The sequence below is a fragment of the Leyella stercorea genome, from assembly GCF_021531355.1.
Classification (GTDB): Bacteria; Bacteroidota; Bacteroidia; order Bacteroidales; family Bacteroidaceae; genus Prevotella.
Map to the genome: position 1 here is coordinate 1 of NZ_JADYTS010000016.1, position 19,495 is coordinate 19,495.

Genomic DNA, 19,495 nt, shown 5'->3' on the forward strand with positions numbered 1-19,495 from the left:
AGAAATGATGAATTCTTCACGTTAAAGCTATACGCTCTACACGACAAGCGTCTACGCATTTAACGGAAGAACCGTTTTTAGGCTCTTGTTTACAATTAAAAACTTAATATATGTCAATTATAGATTGACAAAAAAGCAATAAACACTACGATATTTTACAATATGATAGTAAAACAATGCAGTGCCTATTGCCTTTACTTGTTATTTTTATCTTTTTGTTAGACTGAGCTTCTCGTGTCCATTATTTTGTCTCGTCGGTCACGGCAAACAAGTCGTCGAGAGTGACTTCGTCATCGACAATTGCCGAATGTTTTCCAGGTAAAACCCCGTATGTAGTAACCATTGTCATGCGTGTACTGCAACGTGTAGCCGTCTCGGCACGGAAAATAGCCATACGCTCACGTAAGCGACGTTCGTAGTCGGCGCTTATTATATAAGGTGTACCGGAAAACTTCATTTCACAGATGTTTATATTCCGGTCGGCACGCTCTATCACAAGGTCAATCTGTGTGCCATGTCCGCCTTGTCGGCTACGCCATGCGCTTGAATCGTTGAGTATACGGTCGATGCCAAGAGCCTGCTTTATCTCGTCAAGATGCATAAGACACAACAATTCGAAACTGAATCCTTGCCAACTCACCACTTGCTGACTTGAAGACAGATGGGTCCAGCGGTGCGGGTCTTTCGTGTCTACACCTTGTATATATTTATAGAAGAACAGAGTGTAGAAGTCTTTAATGCGGTAGATTGTATTGTTGCGCTTATTGCCGTAGCGTGCGTATGGCAGCACAAAATCGCATTGCTCCAAATCAGAAAGTACCTTCGTGAGCGTAGCTCCACCCAACCCCGTATTTTCTGAAATTTCCTTGCGTGTATATCCTTCCTTTCGTTGTGTGAGCAGACGAATTACCGTAAGATAATTGTCGGGACGCTTGAAGAGCGTAGCGTAGAGTTCGTTGTGTTCAGTACGGAGCATGGCGTGGCTGTCAGCAAAGAACAGCTCGTCGATGTTAGACAATAACGACATGTGCGGATTGAGAAGTGTCAGATAGAAAGGCACACCTCCCAATATCATGTAGCACTGTGCTATCTGATAGCGACTCCAATTGAAGTGGTGTTCGTCCATATATTGTTCCACTTCATACAGACGGAACGGACGCAGATATATCTTGCGCGTGATACGATTGAACAGTCCTCCCTGATTGTGTAGCAGGCTGTCAATCATCCACGACGTAGCCGAACCGCATGCCACAAACACTATGTCGTCGCGCATTGCTGCCCATCCATTCCAAAAATTCTCCAACGACGACACAAAATCAGACTTTGGCGTATCCATCCACGGCATTTCGTCAAAGAAAACCACTTTCTTCTTACTCTTGTCCTTTGCCTCAAGCAGACTGGCAAGGCAGTCGAAAGCCTGTGTCCAGTTCTTCAGTTCTGGGGCGAATTCAGACGATGAGTAGCGCTGCAATGCCTTGGCGAAATCGGCAAGCTGCTGTTCGCGCGGCATCTCGTGCTTGCCTACAAACGAAAAGTCGTAGGTGTCGTTGAAGAAACGACGCACAAGAAAAGTCTTGCCTATACGGCGACGACCGTATATTACAACAAACTCCGAACGTCCCGATTCAAGACAGTTATTCAGTATCGACTGCTCTTTATGTCTTCCTATTAACTTGTCCATAAGCCATTTATTATTGATAACTTGCCAAAATTACGAAAAAAATGCGGTTTTGGCAAGTTATCCAAATCGATAACTTGCCAAAACTTCAAAAAAATCGCAGTTTTGGCAAGTTATCGGATTTTCCAAGGTCACATTACGCCTAACGACTGCATCACTTTTTTGTTGGCTTCAGCCAGCGACGGGTCGAGCAACGCGCGTATATATATTAAGGTGGTGGAGAGTTTGGTGTGCCCCATGGCTTTGGCTATGAGCGAAATGTCTATGCCCGAGCGATAGGCAAGGCTCGCCCACGAGTGGCGCGCAACGTACGACGACAGTGTACGACTGCTGTCGATGAGCTGTGAGAGGCGACGGAGGGCGTAATTGTACGCACGCAACCGTTTTAGGTAAGTGTGGTGAATGTTGGCGGCTGTGGTGTCGGCAAGCATCGGAAAAACATATTCGCAGCCCTGCGTTGTGTGCCGACTGATGATTTCAGCCATATATGGCTCGATAGCCACGCACACCTTATGCCCCGTCTTATGGCGGGCATAGTGCAGCACGCCGTCGTGTATCTGTTGCCATTTCAGATAGGCAATGTCTACAAACGGCATTCCCATAGCCATGAAACTGAACATGAATATGTCGCGAGCAAAGGCGAGGTGTGGCAGATGGTCGAGTTGCAGCGCGAGCAGTCGGCGTATCTCTTCATCAGTGACGCTGCGTTTGGCTGTTTGATCATTGCCGGTGAAGACAGCAGTGAAGGGATTGTCGGCACCATTGCCTGCCGCCCGGTTGTACAAGCTACGCAATGAGCGCATATATGCCGACACGGTATTGAGACGTATGCCTCGGTCGCAAAGCCACCGCTGATAGCATTGGAGCATTGCGGCAGTAATGTCGGCAAAGCTCCATCTGCTATTGTCGAGAAAGCGTGACAACGAGCGTGCAGCCGTAAGATAATTGGCAGCAGTCTTGTGGCGTGCTTGTTTCTGCATGCGCTCAGCCTCAGCCATGGCAAAGCTCATTCCGTCCAGATTCATTGCATTGGTTGCGCTACACTCCTTCTTCTTTGGACTATGACCCAAACCCATCTCTATTCTAAAGTATACCATAATAATAATGTATTAAAAGGTTAGACACTTGTTTTATATTTGTATTTCTAACGCTCAGAATTGTGAGTTGAACTCACGAAGAAATCTTTAGCTCAAAATTCTCGAGTTTTGCGCAGTTTTAGTTACATCGTTCATACTCAGATAGTTATAGTCGCCATTAGCCAATCTTGCAAAATGTACGTTTGCAAAAAAACTCATTTTTATCGCAAATGGGCTACATTTATACATCAAATGGGCTACAGTTGGAGTTCAAATGTTGTCCTTATGCCTTGCAAAAGTAGTCCATTTAGAAAGTAAATATAGTTCATTTGAAGAACTGACGAAGTGAATTGCTGCCAAACCCTATAAAAAACAGCCTCTGAAATCTCTAGAATGGATTTTTTATTTGTAACACTTTTTTACTGCATGTACGATATTTGCATAGCCTTCTCCACCTCCCGGCAAGAGGTAGCGAGGCTCATGTTATATCCATCACAGACATAAAGCTCGATAAAAATACAATTAATTATATTATTCACCAAAAGAGAGAGATTTTATGGTAAAGAAAATTGCACTCACGCTTTGCACAGCGCTCGTTGCCAGCTCTATGGCTATGGCACAGAATCGTACTGTGAAGGGCAAAATCACCGATGCCAACGGCAATCCTATCATAGGAGCTACCGTAAAGGTTGAAGGTTCGAAGACTGTAGGTGCCGTTACCGCTGGTGATGGACAGTTCTCCATCTCGGTGCCTGCTAACAGTAAGCTTAATGTCACTTATATCGGCTACAAGCCCCAGACCGTGCAGGTGAACAACCGTACAAATCTTGTTATTGTCATCGAAGAAGACAACGAGCAGTTGGGCGAGGTGACAGTAGTGGCTTATGGTACTAAGCGCAAGCAGGATGTTGTAGGTTCGGTGACAAACGTCAACAAGAACATTATTGCCAATGCGCAGTCGTCTTCTGTATCAAGTGCTCTTGAGGGTGCTGTAGCAGGTGTACAGGTGCTCAGCGGTTCAGGTCAGCCGGGTAGCGATGCCGCCATCTATGTACGTGGTATCGGTTCTATGTCTGCCAGCAACGCAGCCCTTATCGTAGTCGACGGTGTGCCTTTCAACGGCAAATTGTCAGACATCAACCCCCAGGATATCCAGTCGATTTCAGTGTCTAAGGACGCTGTGTCTAACTCACTTTACGGTTCGCGTGCAGCAGGCGGCGTGGTTATGGTGACCACAAAGTCGGGCAGCAAGGAGAAGGTTGCTATCAACTTCCGTGGCACATGGGGTGTTTCTAACCGTGCCTACAAGGACTATGACATGGCTACCGACCAGAGTGAGTTCTATCGCCTTACATGGTACGGTATCCGCAACACAGAGTGGGCTGCAGGCAAGTCGCTTGCGGAGGCAGCAGAAACAGCAAGTAGCAGCTTGCTCGGCGAGCTGGGCAACTACAATGCCTACATTGTTCCAGAGGGTGAGTATCTCGTCAACACCGACGGTACATTTAATAAGAATGCCAAGCTGCGCTACAACGACTCGTTCGCTGACGCACTGTTCAAGTCGGCATTCCGTCAGGAATACACCATTTCTGCATCGGGTGGCAACGACCGCACCAACTTCTATTTGTCAGCAGGCTATCTTGACAACCAGTCGTACGTTATCGGTTCTTCATACGAGCGCTATACAATGCGTGCCAACGTCAGCTCACAGCTGAAGTCATGGCTTAAGGTGGGTACCAACATCGCTTACTCGCACACCAAGAGCAACGGTGTACAGGAGTCTTCGGGTTCGGCTTCTAACCCGTTTGAGACAGCTCGCGGTTGGGCTCCTATCTATCCGGTACATGCCTATGACGCTCAGGGCAACATGAAACGCGATGAGAATGGCAAACCGATTTATGATGCCGGTACAGGCCAAACTGACGGCACAAAATCACGTCCTACAGCTCAGAACCAGAACATCATATGCTCAATGAACGAGGATATCAACGAGAATATCTACAACAACATCTCTACACGTTCGTTCATCGAGGTGAAGTTGCCGCTCAACTTCAAGTTCGTGACCAACTATGCTTACGACTTCACCAATGTAACAAGCAACAGCTTCATGACTCCTACCATCGGCGACGGTGCTTCGTTCAATGGTCGTGGCACACGTGCAAGTGGTACAGATATGACAAGCAACTTCAACCAGATTCTCTCTTATGAGAATGTGTTCAACGAGGATCACAACTTCTCTGCCAAACTTGGCCATGAGTACTATACATACAAGACAACTTATCTGGAAGGACAGAAGACAAACTTCTTCGATCCGTACAACTCAGAGCTTTACAATGGTGGTCAGATTCAGTCACTGACGAGCAACTCTGTAACTCACAACATCGAGGGCTACTTCGCAATGGCTGACTACAACTATGCTCACAAGTACTACCTCTCGGCTGCGTTCCGTCGCGACGGTACATCACGCTTCCTCGACCGTTGGGGTAACTTCTGGTCAGTAGGTGCCGGATGGCGTATCTCGTCAGAGAAGTTTATGGAGAGCACCAACTCATGGCTCAATGACTTGAAGCTCCGTGCATCTTACGGTACACAGGGTAACGAGGCTATCCTTCCGGGTTATTCTTATGGCTACACTCCGTATGTAGACATGTATGATGTGACATGGGACGGTTCAAAGCTTGGCTACGCTGTAGCTTTCTATGGCAACAAGAACCTCTCTTGGGAGACTCAGAAGACATTCGACCTCGGTCTTGACTTCCGTTTCCTCGACCGTATCTACGGTAACATCGACTTCTTCACACGTCGCACTGACGACATGCTGTTCAAGCGTCCTCTGGCTACATCAAGTGGCCGTCCTTACAACTGGGAGAATATCGGTGCAATGCGCAACAACGGTATCGAGTTTGAACTGAACGCCGACATCATCAAGAACAAGGATATGAAGTGGACCGTTACATTGCTTGGCTCACACTACTCTAACAAGGTGCTCACACTGCCTGAGGAGAACCGTGAGGACGGTATCGTAAGCGGTGTATTCAAGCTCATGGAGGGTAAGAGCCGCTACGAGTACTTCACATACAAGTATGCCGGTATGGACGAGAAGGGCAACCCAATGTGGTATAAAGACGAAAAGGACGAGAATGGAAACGTTACCGGCCAGACTACTACAGGCAAATATACCGAGGCTACAAAGTACTGGCTTGGCAAGCAGGCTCTGCCCGACTTCAACGGTGGTCTGAATACTTCATTCTCATACAAGGGCTTCGACGTGAACATCGCTACTGCATTCCAGCTTGGCGGATGGGCATACGACTCACAGTACCTCAGCGGTATGAGCGTTTCGTACTACGTAGGCCACAGCAGAGATATGTGGGATACATGGAATCCGGAGACAGGCAAGGGTAAGTATCCTATCTGGAACGCCAACAACACGTCTAACTCATACACCCAGACTTCAGATGCCCACCTTATCAGTGCATCTTACTTCAGCATCCGCAACATTACGCTCGGCTACACATTGCCGTCAAGCTTGATGAAGCGTTGGGGTATCGGTTCTATCCGCGTGTTCGCAACAGGTGACAACTTGGCTCTCTTCTCTAAGCGTCAGGGCTTCGACCCGCGCGTTTCAATGAGTGGCGGCAACAGCAGCTATGGTGGCTATTCACCAATGCGCACAATCACTGGCGGTATCAACATCACATTCTAAGTTCATCAAATTTTAAAACAGGAAAACAATGAAAAAAGGAAAAATATTTTTGCTGGCACTTGCGTCGCTTCCACTCTTCACCTCCTGTATCGACGATGCCGAGCAGAACACATATCTGACGGAAGACCGTCGCACAGAGCTGGCCAATGAGAATCCTGACAAGGTGTTCTCGTCAGCAGTAGCTGGTATGTACAGCGATATGCAGAGTTACGTGTATAGTGACATGAGTCACAACTACTTCGGCCAGAAGAGTTTCGACTATCTTACATCGCTTATGGGCAACGATATGGTTATGACCGGCCGATTCGCTATGAGTCTTTATCACTATCTTTGCGACTATTGGGCACAGAACTATACTGCTACTGCCAACCGTTGGCGTGAGTATTATCGTTGCATTGACAATGCCAACCAGATTCTCAAGACCATCGATCCGGAAACTACCGATGAGGCAGTCTTGAAGTATCGTGCCATAGCTCTCGGCATGCGTGGTTATGCCTACCTGCAGCTCTCTTATCTCTATCAGCAGAGCTACTATGTAGGATGCGACGACACCAAGTGGGGTAAGGGTCAGCACTACGACTTCTCAGAGTCGAAGTGTGTACCTATTGTAACAGAGAAGACAGAGGGCGACCAGCCTCTGAGCACTGTCAAGCAGGTTATGGATCAGATTAAGGGCGACCTCGGCACTGCATACGACATCTTCAATAAAATCGGCATGCAGAAGACAACAGATCCTACCGATTTTGACGGATGCGTTGCTGCAAATTACCTTGCACGTGCATACATGATTACTCACGATTGGGATAAGGCTCTGACCTATGCACAGGTGATAGTCGACAACTTCCCCGTTCTTAAGGGCGAGGATCAGATTCTTCAGGGATTCAGCGATATCAATCTTCCTGACGTAGTGTATGGATGCGACATCACTGCCGACAATACTACTCTATACATGTCGTGGTTCTCGCAGATGGACAGCTACAGTAAAGGATATGCAGGTATCGGCGTATGGCGTGCTGCCTATGGTCCGTTTGTAGACAAGATTGCTGACGACGACTTGCGTCTGAAGTGGTTCTGCTGCGACCGTTCTACAGGTATCGACTACAAGGGTGGCCGTCTGACATTGAAGCGCGATGTTATGGCTCCTGCTGCTTGTGAGTATCAGGCTGTGAAGTTCATCGGTGCTGGTCGTGACGCTGTCATTGCCAACGCCAAGAGCATCGCTCAGGGCAATGGCGCTCCAGGTTGGGAACTTGGCGACTACATCTATCTCCGTTCGGAGGAGGCTTACCTCATGAAGGCAGAGATTCTGGCTCATAAGGGCGACCTCGCAGGTGCTAAGACTGCTCTTGAGGAGTTCATGAAGACACGTCAGCCCAGCTACACCTACGCTAAGGGCAACACCAAGGCTGACCTCATTGAGGAAATCAACTTCCAGAAGCGTGTTGAGTTCTGGGGTGAGGGTATCGAGTTCCTTGACAACCGTCGTCTTAACATCACGGTTGACCGCACTTCTACCGACCCGCACAACAACCACTTGCCAGCTGCTCGTCTGAAGCTCGATCAGGAGTCTCGCAACTTCCGTTATCAGATTCCTATCTCAGAGATTGAGAACAACAAGGCTCTCACACCTGACGATCAGAACTAAAATAATAGATTGAACATAACATAAAGAAAGCGTATATCCCGTCCACGCTGTGGTTAGGGATATACGCTTTCTTTTTTTGCTTACGCAGTTAGCGTTTTTATATTATCGATTTATTATCATTTCTCGCAAAAAAGTTATACTTTTGCACGTCGCAACTAATAACAAGTAAGAAATGATAACATTTGTAATTTGTCTCGTAGCCCTTGTGTTGGGCTACGCAATCTATGGCCGTTTCGTTGAGCGCATTATCGCTCCCGACGACCGCCCCACCCCAGCCATTACCAAAGCCGACGGCGTCGACTACGTAGTGATGCCCTACTGGAAGGTGTTCATGATTCAGTTTCTGAACATTGCGGGCACCGGTCCTATCTTCGGAGCTATCATGGGCGCCAAGTTCGGACCCGTTGCCTATCTGTGGATCATATTCGGATGCATCTTTGCAGGAGCCGTTCACGACTACCTTTCGGGCATGCTGTCGCTGCGCAATGGCGGTAGTGATTTGCCGTCGCTTGTACGCCAGTATCTCGGAGGTACCGCTGCCAAGGTGCTGCTGGTGTTTGCCGTATTCCTGCTTATTATGGTCGGAACGGTGTTTGTGTACAGTCCGGCTGAGATATTGGGACACATGGGCGGCTCGAAGGTGATGTGGATGGGCGTAATCTTCGCCTACTACATCGTAGCAACTATGCTGCCTATCGACAAGATTATCGGCAAGATATACCCCGTTTTCTCCTTCTCGCTGCTGTTTATGGCTGTGGCTCTGGTGGTGATGCTATTTGTAAAGATGCCGGCTCTGCCCGAACTGTGGGACGGACTGGGCAACATGGGACAGCAGACCGACCCTGCCGGCTTCACCGACAGCATCTTCCCCTGCCTCTTCATCACTATAGCCTGTGGCGCAATTAGCGGTTTTCACGCTACACAGAGTCCGCTTATGGCTCGCTGCCTGAAGTCGGAACGCAAGGGAAGGCCTATATTCTACGGTGCTATGATTACTGAGGGTATGGTGGCTCTGGTTTGGGCTACGGTGGCAATGTGGTTCTTCTACGACGCTCCGCAGCCGGGCTATGAGCAGATTGCAGGTGGCGCTGCCAACGGATTCCATACTTCAGCCCCGATGGTTGTCAATCTCGTGTGCAACGACTGGCTCGGTGTGCTGGGTGGAATACTGGCAATGCTGGGCGTTGTGGCTGCTCCTATCACGAGCGGCGACACGGCTTTCCGCTCTGCACGACTCATCGTTGCGCAGGCATTGAAGATTAACCAGCTCCCGAAGGCAAACCGTCTGTACATCTGTATTCCGCTGTTCGTGGCATCGTTCGCCCTGCTTATCTGGCAGATCAGCAATCCCGACGGTTTCAACACGATATGGCAATACTTCGGATGGGCCAACCAGACGCTGTCGGTATTCACTCTGTGGAGCATCACCGTCTATCTGGTGCGCGAGAAGAAGCCCTACATCATCACACTCATACCCGCTCTGTTCATGACCTGTGTCTGCACGACGTTCCTGGCTGTGTCGAAGACAGCGTTCGGACTGCCGCTTGGCGTGAGCTATGCGGTTGGAGCAGCTGCCCTCGTGATTGCTGCTGCGTGGTTTGGAATGTGGTTGAAGAAATACAAGAAGGCATAAAAGAGGGAGTGTCAAAATAGAAGTTAGAGGAAGTTTGGGCTTTGCCCGAAGTTAACAGAAGTCAACAGAAGTTAGCAGACGTATGTATATTTTACTGAAAACAAAGCATTTGTCTGTTAACTTCCATCCATCGTAGATGGATTAACTTCTTCTTAAATCCCGATAACTCCCTCTGGTTGTCACAGTTTTCCTTCTTCCGAATAACTGAAATAGCGTCCGTCGGTGACGATGACGTGGTCGACCATATATATCCGCATGGTCTCGCACGCCTTCTTCAGGCGTAGGGTCAGACGGTCGTCGTCGCCGCTGGGCCGTGTGTTGCCCGAAGGATGGTTGTGGACAAGGGTTATGACGGTGGCGTTGTTGAGCAACGCCTCGCGCAGGATTATGCGCACATCGACAGCCGTTTCCGACAGTCCGCCGTGCGAGAGTCGCACCGCCTTGATGAGTCGCATGCGCTGGTTCATCAGCAACACCCACGCCTCTTCGGTATCGAGGTCTTGCATCTTCGGCAACATATACTCATATACCGCCATGGCAGAACCCATATCGGGTCGCTCAGCCGCCCCAACAGCCTGTCGCCGCTTGCCCAATTCGCAAGCGGCAATAATCGTTATGGCCTTCGCCTCACCAATGCCGTTGTAGCTCATCAGCTCGTTGAGCGACATCTTTCCAAGCGTATTGAGGTTGTTATCGCAGTCGGCAAGTATGCGTTGCATCAATCCAACAGCGCTCTCCTTGGTCGAACCCGACCCTATAAGAATTGCAAGCAACTCAGAATCGGACAATGCCGCAGGACCTTTTGCCATGAGCTTCTCGCGAGGTCGGTCTCCATCAGCCCATCGGGTGATGGAGAGTTGAGAGTTGAAAGTTGAGGGTTGAGAGTTATGATTTGTTTTGTCTGTTATACCATTCATAAACAATGCCTTTCTTTAGTCGTTTTTATTATCTTTACAAGGATTCGTACTATCTCTTGAATATCATTATTCATTGATGAATATTGCGCCTCAGTTATATATTCACCTCCATAAAGACATTTCAGCCAATAAGTCGTTTCGTCGGCTTCCTTTAAAGCAATACTAAGCTTGCTAATGAAATCGGAAGTACTCTGAGCATTCCTGCTTTCATTCACATTAGCCCCGACACTTGTTCCACTTCGAAGAACCTGTTTAGACAAAACACGTTCGTTCTTTTGGGAAGAAAGGTATTTGTACATCCTTATCACCCTTATGGAAAAGGCTTCCGACTTTTGCTTGATTATAGATTCTTTATGAGGTAGCATATCAATAGATTTTCAACAGATTTCATTAATCAATGTATATACAATCGTTTTAGCATTAAGAGTAATCATAACTCTCAATTCTCAACTCTCAATTCTCAACTACTTGTAGAATGTTTTTTCGAAGGCAGAGAACTCTGACTTACCTCTGACGCAGCGTTTCCACCACGACTCGATGAATCCGAAGCCGTAGCCCATGAGCTGTATGTAGGCTGAGATGATGCTGAGGAAACCTATTTTAATGCTACGATTCACGCACGAAGAATCAACGAATATCAGCACACAGTAGAGCACTAACGGAACAAGCGGAACCCATGCCAACGCCGGGCTTACAACCAACAGCACCAGACAGAGCAGGAGCATGGCGAGAACGCCTACTGTGAACACCATAGGAAGCATGTGTACAAGCTTCAACGATTCGGGATATTTCTTATAGAGATTGATGCGTGCAATGCCGGAGTTGTACACCTGACGGAAGAACTTGCTGAAATCGGTGCGACGCTTGTGCCATACCCATGCCTCGGGGAACAGGCGGCAACGGCAACCTGCCTTGAATATACGGATAGAGAAGTCGATATCTTCGCCGAAGCGCATCTTGGAGAATCCGCCCAAGCGCTCGTACACATCACGACGCACACCCATATTGAACGAACGCGGATAGAACTTGTCGAGCTTCTTCTTGCCACCTCGTATGCCACCTGTGGTGAAGAACGATGTCATAGAATAGCTAATCGCCTTCTGAGTGTCGGTGAACGACGAGTGGGCAGAATCGGGTCCGCCGAACGCATCGGCCTCCTCACGCTGCAACTCGGCGTTGACGGCTACGAGATAGTTCTCGGGCAGCACTACGTCGGAATCGAGTATGAGCACATACTCGCCCTTGGCACGCTCCACACCGTAGTTGCGACTCTGACCGGGTCCGCTGTTGGGCTTGGCAAAGTAGTGAAGGTCGAGTCTGTCGGCATATTTATTGCACACGTCTTGGCATGGTACAGCCGAACCGTCCTCAACTACTATCACCTCAAAATCGGTCAGCTTCTGCCGTGTGAGGCTGTCGAGCAACTCGTCTACTTCATCAGGACGATTGTATACTGGAATTATAAAACTGAACTTCATGGTTTAAGAGAAAAGTGAAAAGTGAAAAACGAAAAGAGATAACCGAAAAGAGCAAAGTGGAATGTGTAAAACGAAAAAGAGTAAAAAAGTAGAAAGCACTATTACGGGCATACGCATAACGTCATCCCAAATGCTTTTTACTTTTTTACTCTTTTACTATTTTACCTTTAAAAGCTCTTTACTTTCAAGAGTCTCTTACTCCTTAACGCGCTGCAGATAGCTGCCGTCGCGTGTGTCTACCTGTACAAGGTCGCCCTCGTTAACGAAGAGAGGTACACGAATCTCAACGCCAGTCTCAAGAGTAGCAGGCTTCAGAGTGTTTGTAGCTGTATCGCCCTTGATGCCCGGCTCTGAGTGAGTAACGCGCAGATTGGTCTTCACCGGCATCTCACCGAAGAGAACAGTCTCAGTAGAAGCGTCAGAAACAACCTCAACGATGTCGCTCTCCTTCATGAAGTCAACACCTGTGATAAGGTTGCCAGAGATAGGAATCTGGTCGTAAGTCTCCTGATTCATGAAGATATAGTCCTCACCCTCCTTGTAAAGGTACTGGTAGGGGCGGCGCTCTACGCGAACGTCCTCGAGCTTCTCAGAGATGTCGAAACGACGCTCCAACACGCGGCCGTCAACAACGTTCTTAAGCTTAACGCGCATAAATGTGTTGCCCTTACCTGGTTTAACGTGGAGGAAGTCGATGACGAAGAACAGCTTGCCATCCATACGGATGCAGGTTCCCATCTTGATGTCTTGTGAATTGATCATTGCTGTGTATATTATTGTATTATTAATTATTCGTTACGACGGATTGTCCTGTTCGTTACAATCATTTGTCTTATCCGTTATATTCATTCACGGGGCGAATACCTGAAAATAGCCCAAGTGTTTGAGTGTGTCTATGTTAAGACGATGCAAAGTTACTGAAATTCACTCAATAATGAGCAATGGGCGGTTGATTTTTTTATTATTATACGTATTCAGCGAGAAAAGAGGGGCATTTTTACAAAAAAATACATAAAATCATGGCTAAAAGGACTTTAAATCTTGCTTGTTTCAAAAATAATGAGTAATTTTGCAACCCAAAAGTGTGAACATATAACAAATAAATAAAAACAAGACAATGAAAAGAACATTTCAGCCTCACAATCGTCGCCGCGTAAACAAGCATGGCTTCCGCGAGCGCATGGCTACAAAGAATGGTCGCCGCGTGTTGGCTTCTCGCCGCGCTCATGGCCGCAAGAAGTTGACAGTATCTGACGAGCACCACGGAAAATAATCCGGTGCACGCACTGTAACGGCAGGGTGTGAAACCCAGTCGGTAGCGACGACAAAAGCGGCAGGTCATACCATGCTTGGTGTGTACGGTCTGCTGCTTTTAAAAATTAACCCCACAACGATTTGCGGACAATGCCGCAAACATGTATAACCAAATTAATTAAAAGTAAAAAAAATGATTATTGTACCAGTAAAAGATGGTGAGAACATCGAAAGAGCACTCAAGAAGTTCAAGAGAAAATTCGAAAAGACAGGCGTTGTAAAGGAGCTCCGCGCTCGTCAGCAGTACAACAAGCCTTCTGTTTTGAAGCGTCTCAAGATGGAGCACGCTATCTATGTTCAGCAGCTCCGTGCTAACGAGGAATAATCCACGTCCCTCACATTCTCACATTATTAATCTTTAATGACCGCGCACACGCACGAACGGCACAAGCCACGAATGCAGCGACGGATCGGATGGACCAGGAGGTGTATTTCCCCTTTAGACATATAATCATTTATACATAGAAATAAGCCTGCGACAACGGCATGATACCGGTGACGATATGGCAAAAAAGAGATGACAACACATCTAACCGTTTGGTTGAATGTGTTGCCATCTCTTTTTTTGTGTATTCTATTCTCTGTGGTCGGCTATTGCCTGCTTGATGAGACCCTCGAGTTCTTCCATGAGTTCGGGATTGTCCTTGAGCAGCGACTTTGTGGCGTCGCGACCCTGTGCCAGCTTCGATCCGTTGTACGAATACCATGAGCCTGACTTCTGGATGATGCCGTACTCTACGCCGAGGTCAACGATTTCGCCCACCTTAGAGATGCCTTCGCCGAACGTAATCTCAAACTCGGTCTTGCGGAACGGAGGTGCCACCTTGTTCTTGATAACCTTGACGCGCACCTGATTGCCTATAATCTGGTCGCCGTCCTTGATGCCCGTTACCTTACGGATGTCGAGACGTACTGATGCATAGAACTTCAGAGCGTTACCGCCGGTAGTGGTCTCGGGATTGCCGAACATCACACCAATCTTCTCACGCAGCTGATTGATGAAGATACATGTAGTGTTGGTCTTGGAGATTGTAGAAGTAAGCTTGCGCAGAGCCTGCGACATGAGGCGTGCCTGGAGGCCAACCTTGTTGTCGCCCATATCGCCTTCGATCTCAGCCTTAGGTGTAAGCGCAGCTACAGAGTCGATAACGATGATGTCGATGGCAGACGAACGGATGAGCTGATCGGCAATTTCGAGAGCCTGCTCGCCGTTGTCGGGCTGCGAAATCCACAAGTTGTCGACGTCAACGCCAAGCTTTGCCGCATAGAAACGGTCGAAAGCGTGCTCGGCATCGATAAAGGCTGCGATGCCGCCAGCCTTCTGCGACTCTGCAATAGCGTGAATGGCGAGTGTTGTCTTACCAGACGACTCCGGACCATAAATCTCTATAATACGTCCCTTCGGGTATCCGCCTACGCCAAGAGCAGCGTCAAGGCCGATACTTCCGGTAGGAATCACCTCGACATTCTCCACCTGCTCGTCGCCAAGCTTCATGATGGAGCCTTTGCCGAAGTCCTTTTCTATCTTTGACATCGCTGCCTGGAGTGCCTTGAGCTTGCCCTCCTGAGCGAGTGAAAGTTCTTCTGATTTAGCCATATTTTAAGTTTTGAATTTTGAATTTTGAGTTTTGAATTGTTGCCTTCGGCAATTTTGAATTTTGAATTTTGAGTTTTGAATTATCGCTACGCGATTTTGAATTATTCAATTTTGAATTGCTGTGAACAATCTTGTATATTGTCTGCTATTGTCATTTTCTTTGTTATGGACACAAGCATGCGTTTCAGTTCTTCACAATCTTTATATATAGACTCGTATTGTTTGTTCGTTATATATTGCGTTCGTTGTAGAAGACGCAACCAATACAAAGTCTCGTTTGACTCTTTAAGCGATATATATAGTTTTGCAATAAAATCCTTTTTACTTATTGCGCATTGTGCTTCCGCGATGTTTGCACCGATACTCGTACCACTGCGGAACATCTGGTCAGCAATTCTATATTCATGCTTTTCCTCATTCAGAAATCGGCATAGTCCTATTATACGAATAGAAAAATTCATGCACTTATCTTCCAAGAGGTGTCCAAAGTCACTCATAGACCGTAATTTTAAAGTAATTCAAAATTGAACAATTCAAAATCGCGTAGCGATAATTCAAAACTCAAAATTCAAAACTCAAAATTTTTACAACTCCAGGTCTCCTCCGAAGATCTCATGCCAAGGCAGACCCTGCTTGTTGAGCTGCTCCATGAACGGATCGGGATCGAACTCCTCGACGTTCCAAACGCCCGGCTTGCGCCACAGACCCTTGAAGAACATCATGGCACCGATCATTGCCGGGACACCAGTGGTGTAGCTTACGCCCTGCATACCGGTCTCCTTGTAGGCAGCCTCGTGCGAACAGTTGTTGTAAACGTAGTAGGTCTGCTCCTTGCCGTTCTTCAATCCGCGGATGCGGCAACCGATAGAGGTCTGTCCGTCGTAGTTCTCGCCGAGGTCCTGAGGGTTAGGCAGCACAGCCTTGAGGATCTGCAGAGGAACTATCTTCACCTTAACCTTCTCGTTAGGATTGTCGGCGAGCGGAGCCTCATAGGTAATCTCGTCGATGCGCGACATTCCGAGGTTCTGTATGCAGTCAAGGTATGTGAGGTACTGCTGGCCGAATGTCATCCAGAAACGTGCGCGCTTGATGGTAGGATAGTTCTTCACGAGCGATTCAATCTCCTCATGGTGGAGCAGGTAGCTCTCCTTAGGTCCTACCTCAGGATATGTGAGCGGCTTGTGGATTTCGAGCGGCTTGGTCTCCACCCACTTTCCGTCTTCCCAGTAGAGACCCTTCTGAGTGATCTCGCGGATATTGATTTCGGGGTTGAAGTTGGTAGCAAAAGCCTTGTGGTGGTTGCCTGCGTTGCAGTCGACGATGTCGAGATACTGAATCTCGTCGAAGTGATGCTTGGCGGCATAAGCGGTGAAGATGCTTGTAACACCGGGGTCGAAGCCACATCCGAGGATAGCTGTCAGTCCGGCATCTTCAAAGCGTTTCTTGTAAGCCCACTGCCAAGAGTACTCGAAGTGAGCCTCGTCCTTAGGCTCGTAGTTGGCGGTGTCGAGATAAGAGCATCCGCAAGCCAGACATGCCTCCATGATGGTGAGGTCCTGATAGGGCAATGCGAGGTTGATGACGAGCTCTGGCTTGTAGTCGTTGAAGAGCGCCTTGAGCTGCTCTACATCGTCGGCATCCACCTGAGCGGTCTTGATGTTAGGGTTGCCGATAGCCTCAACGATGCGGTCGCACTTGGCCTTTGTGCGGCTTGCGATCATGAAATCGGTGAAAACGTCAGCGTTCTGTGCAATCTTGAACGCTGCAACTGTAGCGACGCCACCGGCGCCGATCATAAGTACTTTTCCCATTGTTTCCTGTTATTTTAGTTTGTTTTAATCAAGTAAATTGCTTCTGACATCCGGAAGGATGAGCATTACAGCTCACTGCCCTTTATTCCCAAAGCGTTCATGAGCGAGTAGCCCAGTATCTCCTGACGGAAATTGCCGCCTTCGAGCGGTTGCATGGCGAAGAGCGTGACGCGCTTGTCCTCGTCGTCGACATCGCGCAGGGCGTGGCGCAGAGCGTCCCACAGTGCGGGATGTTCGGCGTTGGGTATTGCCATGACACGGTGTACGTCCTTGTGGTTGACTACCGTCTTGAGTATGTCGAGGAAGAAGTCGTCGTGCTTCACCACCTCCTCTACGGGATACGAACTGATGATGAACTCGCCCAACGTGTCCTTGAAGGCACGTGCATTGAGGTCGTCCTCGTAAGAACCGGGAGTAAAGTTGTCGAGCGCCGGCTTGTCCTTGGAGTGTATGAATATCACCTGTGTCTCGCCGTCGGCGTCGCGTTGCTCGCGCATTCCGCCGTCGAGAGCCACGCAGTCAATCCATCGTGCGGTGTCGGCCTTTGGTATGCGTCTGCCGAGCATACGTTCGAAGTTGACTATAAGATTGAAAGCCACCGAGTCGACGTAGTCGCCGTCGACGAGTATCACGTTACGGCTCCACTTTGTATTGTTGAATTCCTGTATGTCCATGTATTGATTTTTGCAGAATTACGTTGCGCCTGCAGGGCGTGTTCAGACACGGTGCATGCGCTCTACAAAGTTAAAAAAAAATTGCGAGAATATCAGTTTTGAATTGCGAGATTATTGGTTTTGAGCACAAAAGATTTGCATCAACAAAAAAGGTGCGCCAAGACGAAACCGCAGTCTCGTCCTGGCGCACCCATTGCGCTGCCCTATCCAGGGCATTATCGTAAGATTTGATTACTTCTGGAGAAGGTTCATTGTGTCCTTGGCAATCATCAGCTCCTCGTCAGTCGGGATAACGCAAACGGTAACCTTTGAGTCAGGAGCAGAGATGATGGCCTCTTCGCCACGCACCTTGTTGGCCTCTGCGTCCATCTTAACGCCGAGGAACTCGAGTCCTGAGCATGATTCGAGACGTGTGCCAACCTGGTTTTCGCCTACGCCTGCTGTCCAAACGATGATATCAACGCCACCCATTGCAGCTGCATAAGCGCCGATGTACTTCTTGATGCGGTAGTTGTACATCTTCAGAGCGAGCTGAGCACGCTCGTTGCCCTCTTCGGCTGCCGACTCAATCTCGCGCATGTCGCTTGAGATGCCGGTAATACCGAGCACGCCACTCTCCTTGTTGAGGAAGTCAGCCATTTCCTGAGGCTTCTTGCCGAGCTTCTCCATGAGGAATGTAACGGCTGAAGGATCGATGTCGCCCGAACGGCTACCCATCATAACACCTGCCAACGGAGTGAGACCCATTGATGTGTCTACGCACTTGCCGAACTTAACGGCTGATACAGAAGCACCGTTGCCGATGTGGCAGGTGATAATGCGCTGAGTGTTGATGTCGCGTCCGAGGAACTCGCAAACGCGCTGTGAAACGTAGCGATGGCTGGTTCCGTGGAAGCCGTAACGACGTACGTGATACTTCTCGTACAACTCGTAAGGAATTGCATAGAGGTAAGCGTAGTCGGGCATTGTGCTGTGGAAGGCGTTGTCGAACACGCAAACCTGCGGTGTGTTAGGCATGAGCTTGTCTACAGCACGCAAGCCTTTGAGGTGTCCGGCGTTGTGAACGGGAGCGAGGTCGCACAGACTCTCGATGCCATCCTCTACGCTCTTGTCAACAATGACGCTCTTCTCGAAGAGGTCGCCACCCTGCACGATACGGTGACCTACTGCATCTATCTCGTCAAGGCTCTTGATTGCGCCGATTTCCGAGTCGAGCAGACACTGGAATACGAAGTTGACACCTTCCTTGTGGTCGGGCATGTCGTGCATGATCTTCTTCTTCTCGCCATTAGGCAGAGTCACCTTGATGAATGCTTCGTCAAGACCGATACGCTCAACACCGCCTGCTGCGAGGACAGAGTTGTCGTCCATGTTGTACAACTTGTATTTGATTGATGAACTTCCGCAGTTCAATACTAAGATTTTCATGTTTAGAATTTTGAATTTTGAGTTTTGAGTTTTGAATTGTCGGCTTACAGCCGATTTTGAGTTTTGAGTTTTGAGTTTTGAATTGTTGCGACAATGCCGCAATTTTGATTTATTTATTTTTGATTTGGTCAATCACCTTTGTCTGTCATCTTTTTTGTGATGGATACAAGCATACGCTTTAGTTCTTCACAATCATTATTTACAGACTCAAACTGCCTGTTGTTAATAAACTGCGTTCTTTGCAGAAGGCGCAGCCAATAAAGAGTTTCGTTAGCCTCTTTTAAAGAGATGTAGAGTTTTGCAATGAAATCGCTCTTGCTTATGGCACACTGTGCCTCAGCTACATTTGCGCCAATGCTTGTTCCGCTTCGGAACATCTGGTCGGCAATTCGGTATTCGTGCTTTTCTTCGTTCAGAAATTTGCACAATCCGACTATACGAATGGAGAAGTTCATACACTTCTCTTCCAAGAGTTTACCAAAGTCACTCATAGGCGTAAGGCGCTTCCTGCCAATTCAAAATTGGGAAATTCAAAATC

General features: G+C 48.2%; 17 protein-coding genes. 5 read left to right on the plus strand and 12 right to left on the minus strand.

The genetic code is table 11. From position 1 onward, the window contains the following. Nucleotides 1–241: 241 nt before the first annotated feature. Nucleotides 242–1,681 (minus strand): AAA family ATPase, encoded by a 1,440-nt coding sequence (locus tag I6E38_RS05450; RefSeq protein ID WP_235393036.1) that lies wholly within the window; start codon nt 1,679–1,681, stop codon nt 242–244. Nucleotides 1,682–1,809: 128 nt separating this feature from the next. After that, nucleotides 1,810–2,775 (minus strand): tyrosine-type recombinase/integrase, encoded by a 966-nt coding sequence (locus I6E38_RS05455; protein WP_235393037.1) that lies wholly within the window; start codon nt 2,773–2,775, stop codon nt 1,810–1,812. A 535-nt stretch (nt 2,776–3,310) separates the two neighbouring features. Between I6E38_RS05455 and I6E38_RS05460 the strand changes: the two genes are divergently transcribed. The 3 genes from I6E38_RS05460 to I6E38_RS05470 all read left to right on the plus strand — a co-directional run bounded on the left by I6E38_RS05460 (nt 3,311) and on the right by I6E38_RS05470 (nt 9,738). Then, nucleotides 3,311–6,460 carry a SusC/RagA family TonB-linked outer membrane protein gene (locus I6E38_RS05460; RefSeq protein WP_235393038.1) on the plus strand — a complete coding sequence of 1,050 codons (3,150 nt, stop codon included), beginning with the start codon at nt 3,311–3,313 and terminating at the stop codon, nt 6,458–6,460. Nucleotides 6,461–6,488: 28 nt separating this feature from the next. Then, a complete protein-coding gene (locus I6E38_RS05465; RefSeq protein WP_235393039.1) occupies nt 6,489–8,105 on the plus strand; it encodes a RagB/SusD family nutrient uptake outer membrane protein in 1,617 nt (538 codons plus the stop codon). A 172-nt stretch (nt 8,106–8,277) separates the two neighbouring features. Then, a complete protein-coding gene (locus I6E38_RS05470; RefSeq protein ID WP_235393040.1) occupies nt 8,278–9,738 on the plus strand; it encodes a carbon starvation CstA family protein in 1,461 nt (486 codons plus the stop codon). A gap of 179 nt (nt 9,739–9,917) precedes the next feature. On the opposite strand, the gene radC is transcribed toward I6E38_RS05470, so the two are convergent. The 4 genes from radC to efp all read right to left on the minus strand — a co-directional run bounded on the left by radC (nt 9,918) and on the right by efp (nt 12,895). Continuing rightward, a complete protein-coding gene (gene radC / locus I6E38_RS05475) occupies nt 9,918–10,655 on the minus strand; it encodes a RadC family protein (RefSeq protein WP_235393041.1) in 738 nt (245 codons plus the stop codon). Further along, a complete protein-coding gene (locus tag I6E38_RS05480; protein WP_235393042.1) occupies nt 10,652–11,020 on the minus strand; it encodes a four helix bundle protein in 369 nt (122 codons plus the stop codon). Before I6E38_RS05480 ends, radC begins: the two co-directional genes overlap by 4 nt. A 99-nt stretch (nt 11,021–11,119) precedes the next feature. After that, nucleotides 11,120–12,133 (minus strand): glycosyltransferase family 2 protein, encoded by a 1,014-nt coding sequence (locus tag I6E38_RS05485; protein WP_235393043.1) that lies wholly within the window; start codon nt 12,131–12,133, stop codon nt 11,120–11,122. A gap of 195 nt (nt 12,134–12,328) precedes the next feature. Continuing rightward, complete coding sequence (efp, locus tag I6E38_RS05490; protein WP_235393044.1) at nt 12,329–12,895, minus strand: elongation factor P; 567 nt, start codon at nt 12,893–12,895, stop codon at nt 12,329–12,331. A gap of 355 nt (nt 12,896–13,250) precedes the next feature. Here efp and rpmH point away from each other — a divergent pair, with 355 nt between their 5' ends. Beyond that, on the plus strand, nt 13,251–13,406 hold the full coding sequence (gene rpmH, locus I6E38_RS05495) for a 50S ribosomal protein L34 (RefSeq protein WP_004351099.1): 156 nt from the start codon (nt 13,251–13,253) through the stop codon (nt 13,404–13,406). A gap of 174 nt (nt 13,407–13,580) precedes the next feature. Beyond that, the gene (gene rpsU / locus I6E38_RS05500; protein WP_106811406.1) at nt 13,581–13,772 is read left to right on the plus strand and encodes a 30S ribosomal protein S21; all 192 of its coding nucleotides are present in this window, start codon (nt 13,581–13,583) and stop codon (nt 13,770–13,772) included. 249 nt (nt 13,773–14,021) lie between these two features. Here rpsU and recA read toward each other — a convergent pair whose 3' ends face one another. From recA to I6E38_RS05530, 6 genes are all read right to left on the minus strand, one after another. After that, the gene (recA, locus tag I6E38_RS05505; protein ID WP_235393045.1) at nt 14,022–15,044 is read right to left on the minus strand and encodes a recombinase RecA; all 1,023 of its coding nucleotides are present in this window, start codon (nt 15,042–15,044) and stop codon (nt 14,022–14,024) included. A 101-nt stretch (nt 15,045–15,145) separates the two neighbouring features. Further along, nucleotides 15,146–15,541, minus strand: a complete 396-nt coding sequence (locus I6E38_RS05510) for a four helix bundle protein (protein WP_235393046.1) — start codon at nt 15,539–15,541, stop codon at nt 15,146–15,148. A gap of 87 nt (nt 15,542–15,628) precedes the next feature. Continuing rightward, nucleotides 15,629–16,855, minus strand: a complete 1,227-nt coding sequence (locus I6E38_RS05515; RefSeq protein WP_235393047.1) for a saccharopine dehydrogenase family protein — start codon at nt 16,853–16,855, stop codon at nt 15,629–15,631. Nucleotides 16,856–16,920: 65 nt separating this feature from the next. After that, nucleotides 16,921–17,529 (minus strand): DUF6621 family protein, encoded by a 609-nt coding sequence (locus I6E38_RS05520; RefSeq protein ID WP_235393048.1) that lies wholly within the window; start codon nt 17,527–17,529, stop codon nt 16,921–16,923. 231 nt (nt 17,530–17,760) lie between these two features. Beyond that, entirely contained in the window at nt 17,761–18,957 is a 1,197-nt protein-coding gene (locus I6E38_RS05525) for an acetate kinase (RefSeq protein WP_235393049.1), read from the minus strand. Nucleotides 18,958–19,085: 128 nt separating this feature from the next. Then, a complete protein-coding gene (locus I6E38_RS05530; RefSeq protein WP_235393050.1) occupies nt 19,086–19,448 on the minus strand; it encodes a four helix bundle protein in 363 nt (120 codons plus the stop codon). Nucleotides 19,449–19,495 lie beyond the last annotated feature (47 nt).

Excerpts from the sequence above, each read along its gene's own strand:
- I6E38_RS05450 (WP_235393036.1), bottom strand. The coding sequence starts at position 1,681 with ATGGACAAGTTAATAGGAAGACATAAAGAGCAGTCGATACTGAATAAC.
- I6E38_RS05455 (WP_235393037.1), bottom strand. The coding sequence starts at position 2,775 with ATGGTATACTTTAGAATAGAGATGGGTTTGGGTCATAGTCCAAAGAAG.
- I6E38_RS05460 (WP_235393038.1), top strand. The coding sequence starts at position 3,311 with ATGGTAAAGAAAATTGCACTCACGCTTTGCACAGCGCTCGTTGCCAGC.
- I6E38_RS05465 (WP_235393039.1), top strand. The coding sequence starts at position 6,489 with ATGAAAAAAGGAAAAATATTTTTGCTGGCACTTGCGTCGCTTCCACTC.
- I6E38_RS05470 (WP_235393040.1), top strand. The coding sequence starts at position 8,278 with ATGATAACATTTGTAATTTGTCTCGTAGCCCTTGTGTTGGGCTACGCA.
- radC (WP_235393041.1), bottom strand. The coding sequence starts at position 10,655 with ATGAATGGTATAACAGACAAAACAAATCATAACTCTCAACCCTCAACT.
- I6E38_RS05480 (WP_235393042.1), bottom strand. The coding sequence starts at position 11,020 with ATGCTACCTCATAAAGAATCTATAATCAAGCAAAAGTCGGAAGCCTTT.
- I6E38_RS05485 (WP_235393043.1), bottom strand. The coding sequence starts at position 12,133 with ATGAAGTTCAGTTTTATAATTCCAGTATACAATCGTCCTGATGAAGTA.
- efp (WP_235393044.1), bottom strand. The coding sequence starts at position 12,895 with ATGATCAATTCACAAGACATCAAGATGGGAACCTGCATCCGTATGGAT.
- rpmH (WP_004351099.1), top strand. The coding sequence starts at position 13,251 with ATGAAAAGAACATTTCAGCCTCACAATCGTCGCCGCGTAAACAAGCAT.
- rpsU (WP_106811406.1), top strand. The coding sequence starts at position 13,581 with ATGATTATTGTACCAGTAAAAGATGGTGAGAACATCGAAAGAGCACTC.
- recA (WP_235393045.1), bottom strand. The coding sequence starts at position 15,044 with ATGGCTAAATCAGAAGAACTTTCACTCGCTCAGGAGGGCAAGCTCAAG.
- I6E38_RS05510 (WP_235393046.1), bottom strand. The coding sequence starts at position 15,541 with ATGAGTGACTTTGGACACCTCTTGGAAGATAAGTGCATGAATTTTTCT.
- I6E38_RS05515 (WP_235393047.1), bottom strand. The coding sequence starts at position 16,855 with ATGGGAAAAGTACTTATGATCGGCGCCGGTGGCGTCGCTACAGTTGCA.
- I6E38_RS05520 (WP_235393048.1), bottom strand. The coding sequence starts at position 17,529 with ATGGACATACAGGAATTCAACAATACAAAGTGGAGCCGTAACGTGATA.
- I6E38_RS05525 (WP_235393049.1), bottom strand. The coding sequence starts at position 18,957 with ATGAAAATCTTAGTATTGAACTGCGGAAGTTCATCAATCAAATACAAG.
- I6E38_RS05530 (WP_235393050.1), bottom strand. The coding sequence starts at position 19,448 with ATGAGTGACTTTGGTAAACTCTTGGAAGAGAAGTGTATGAACTTCTCC.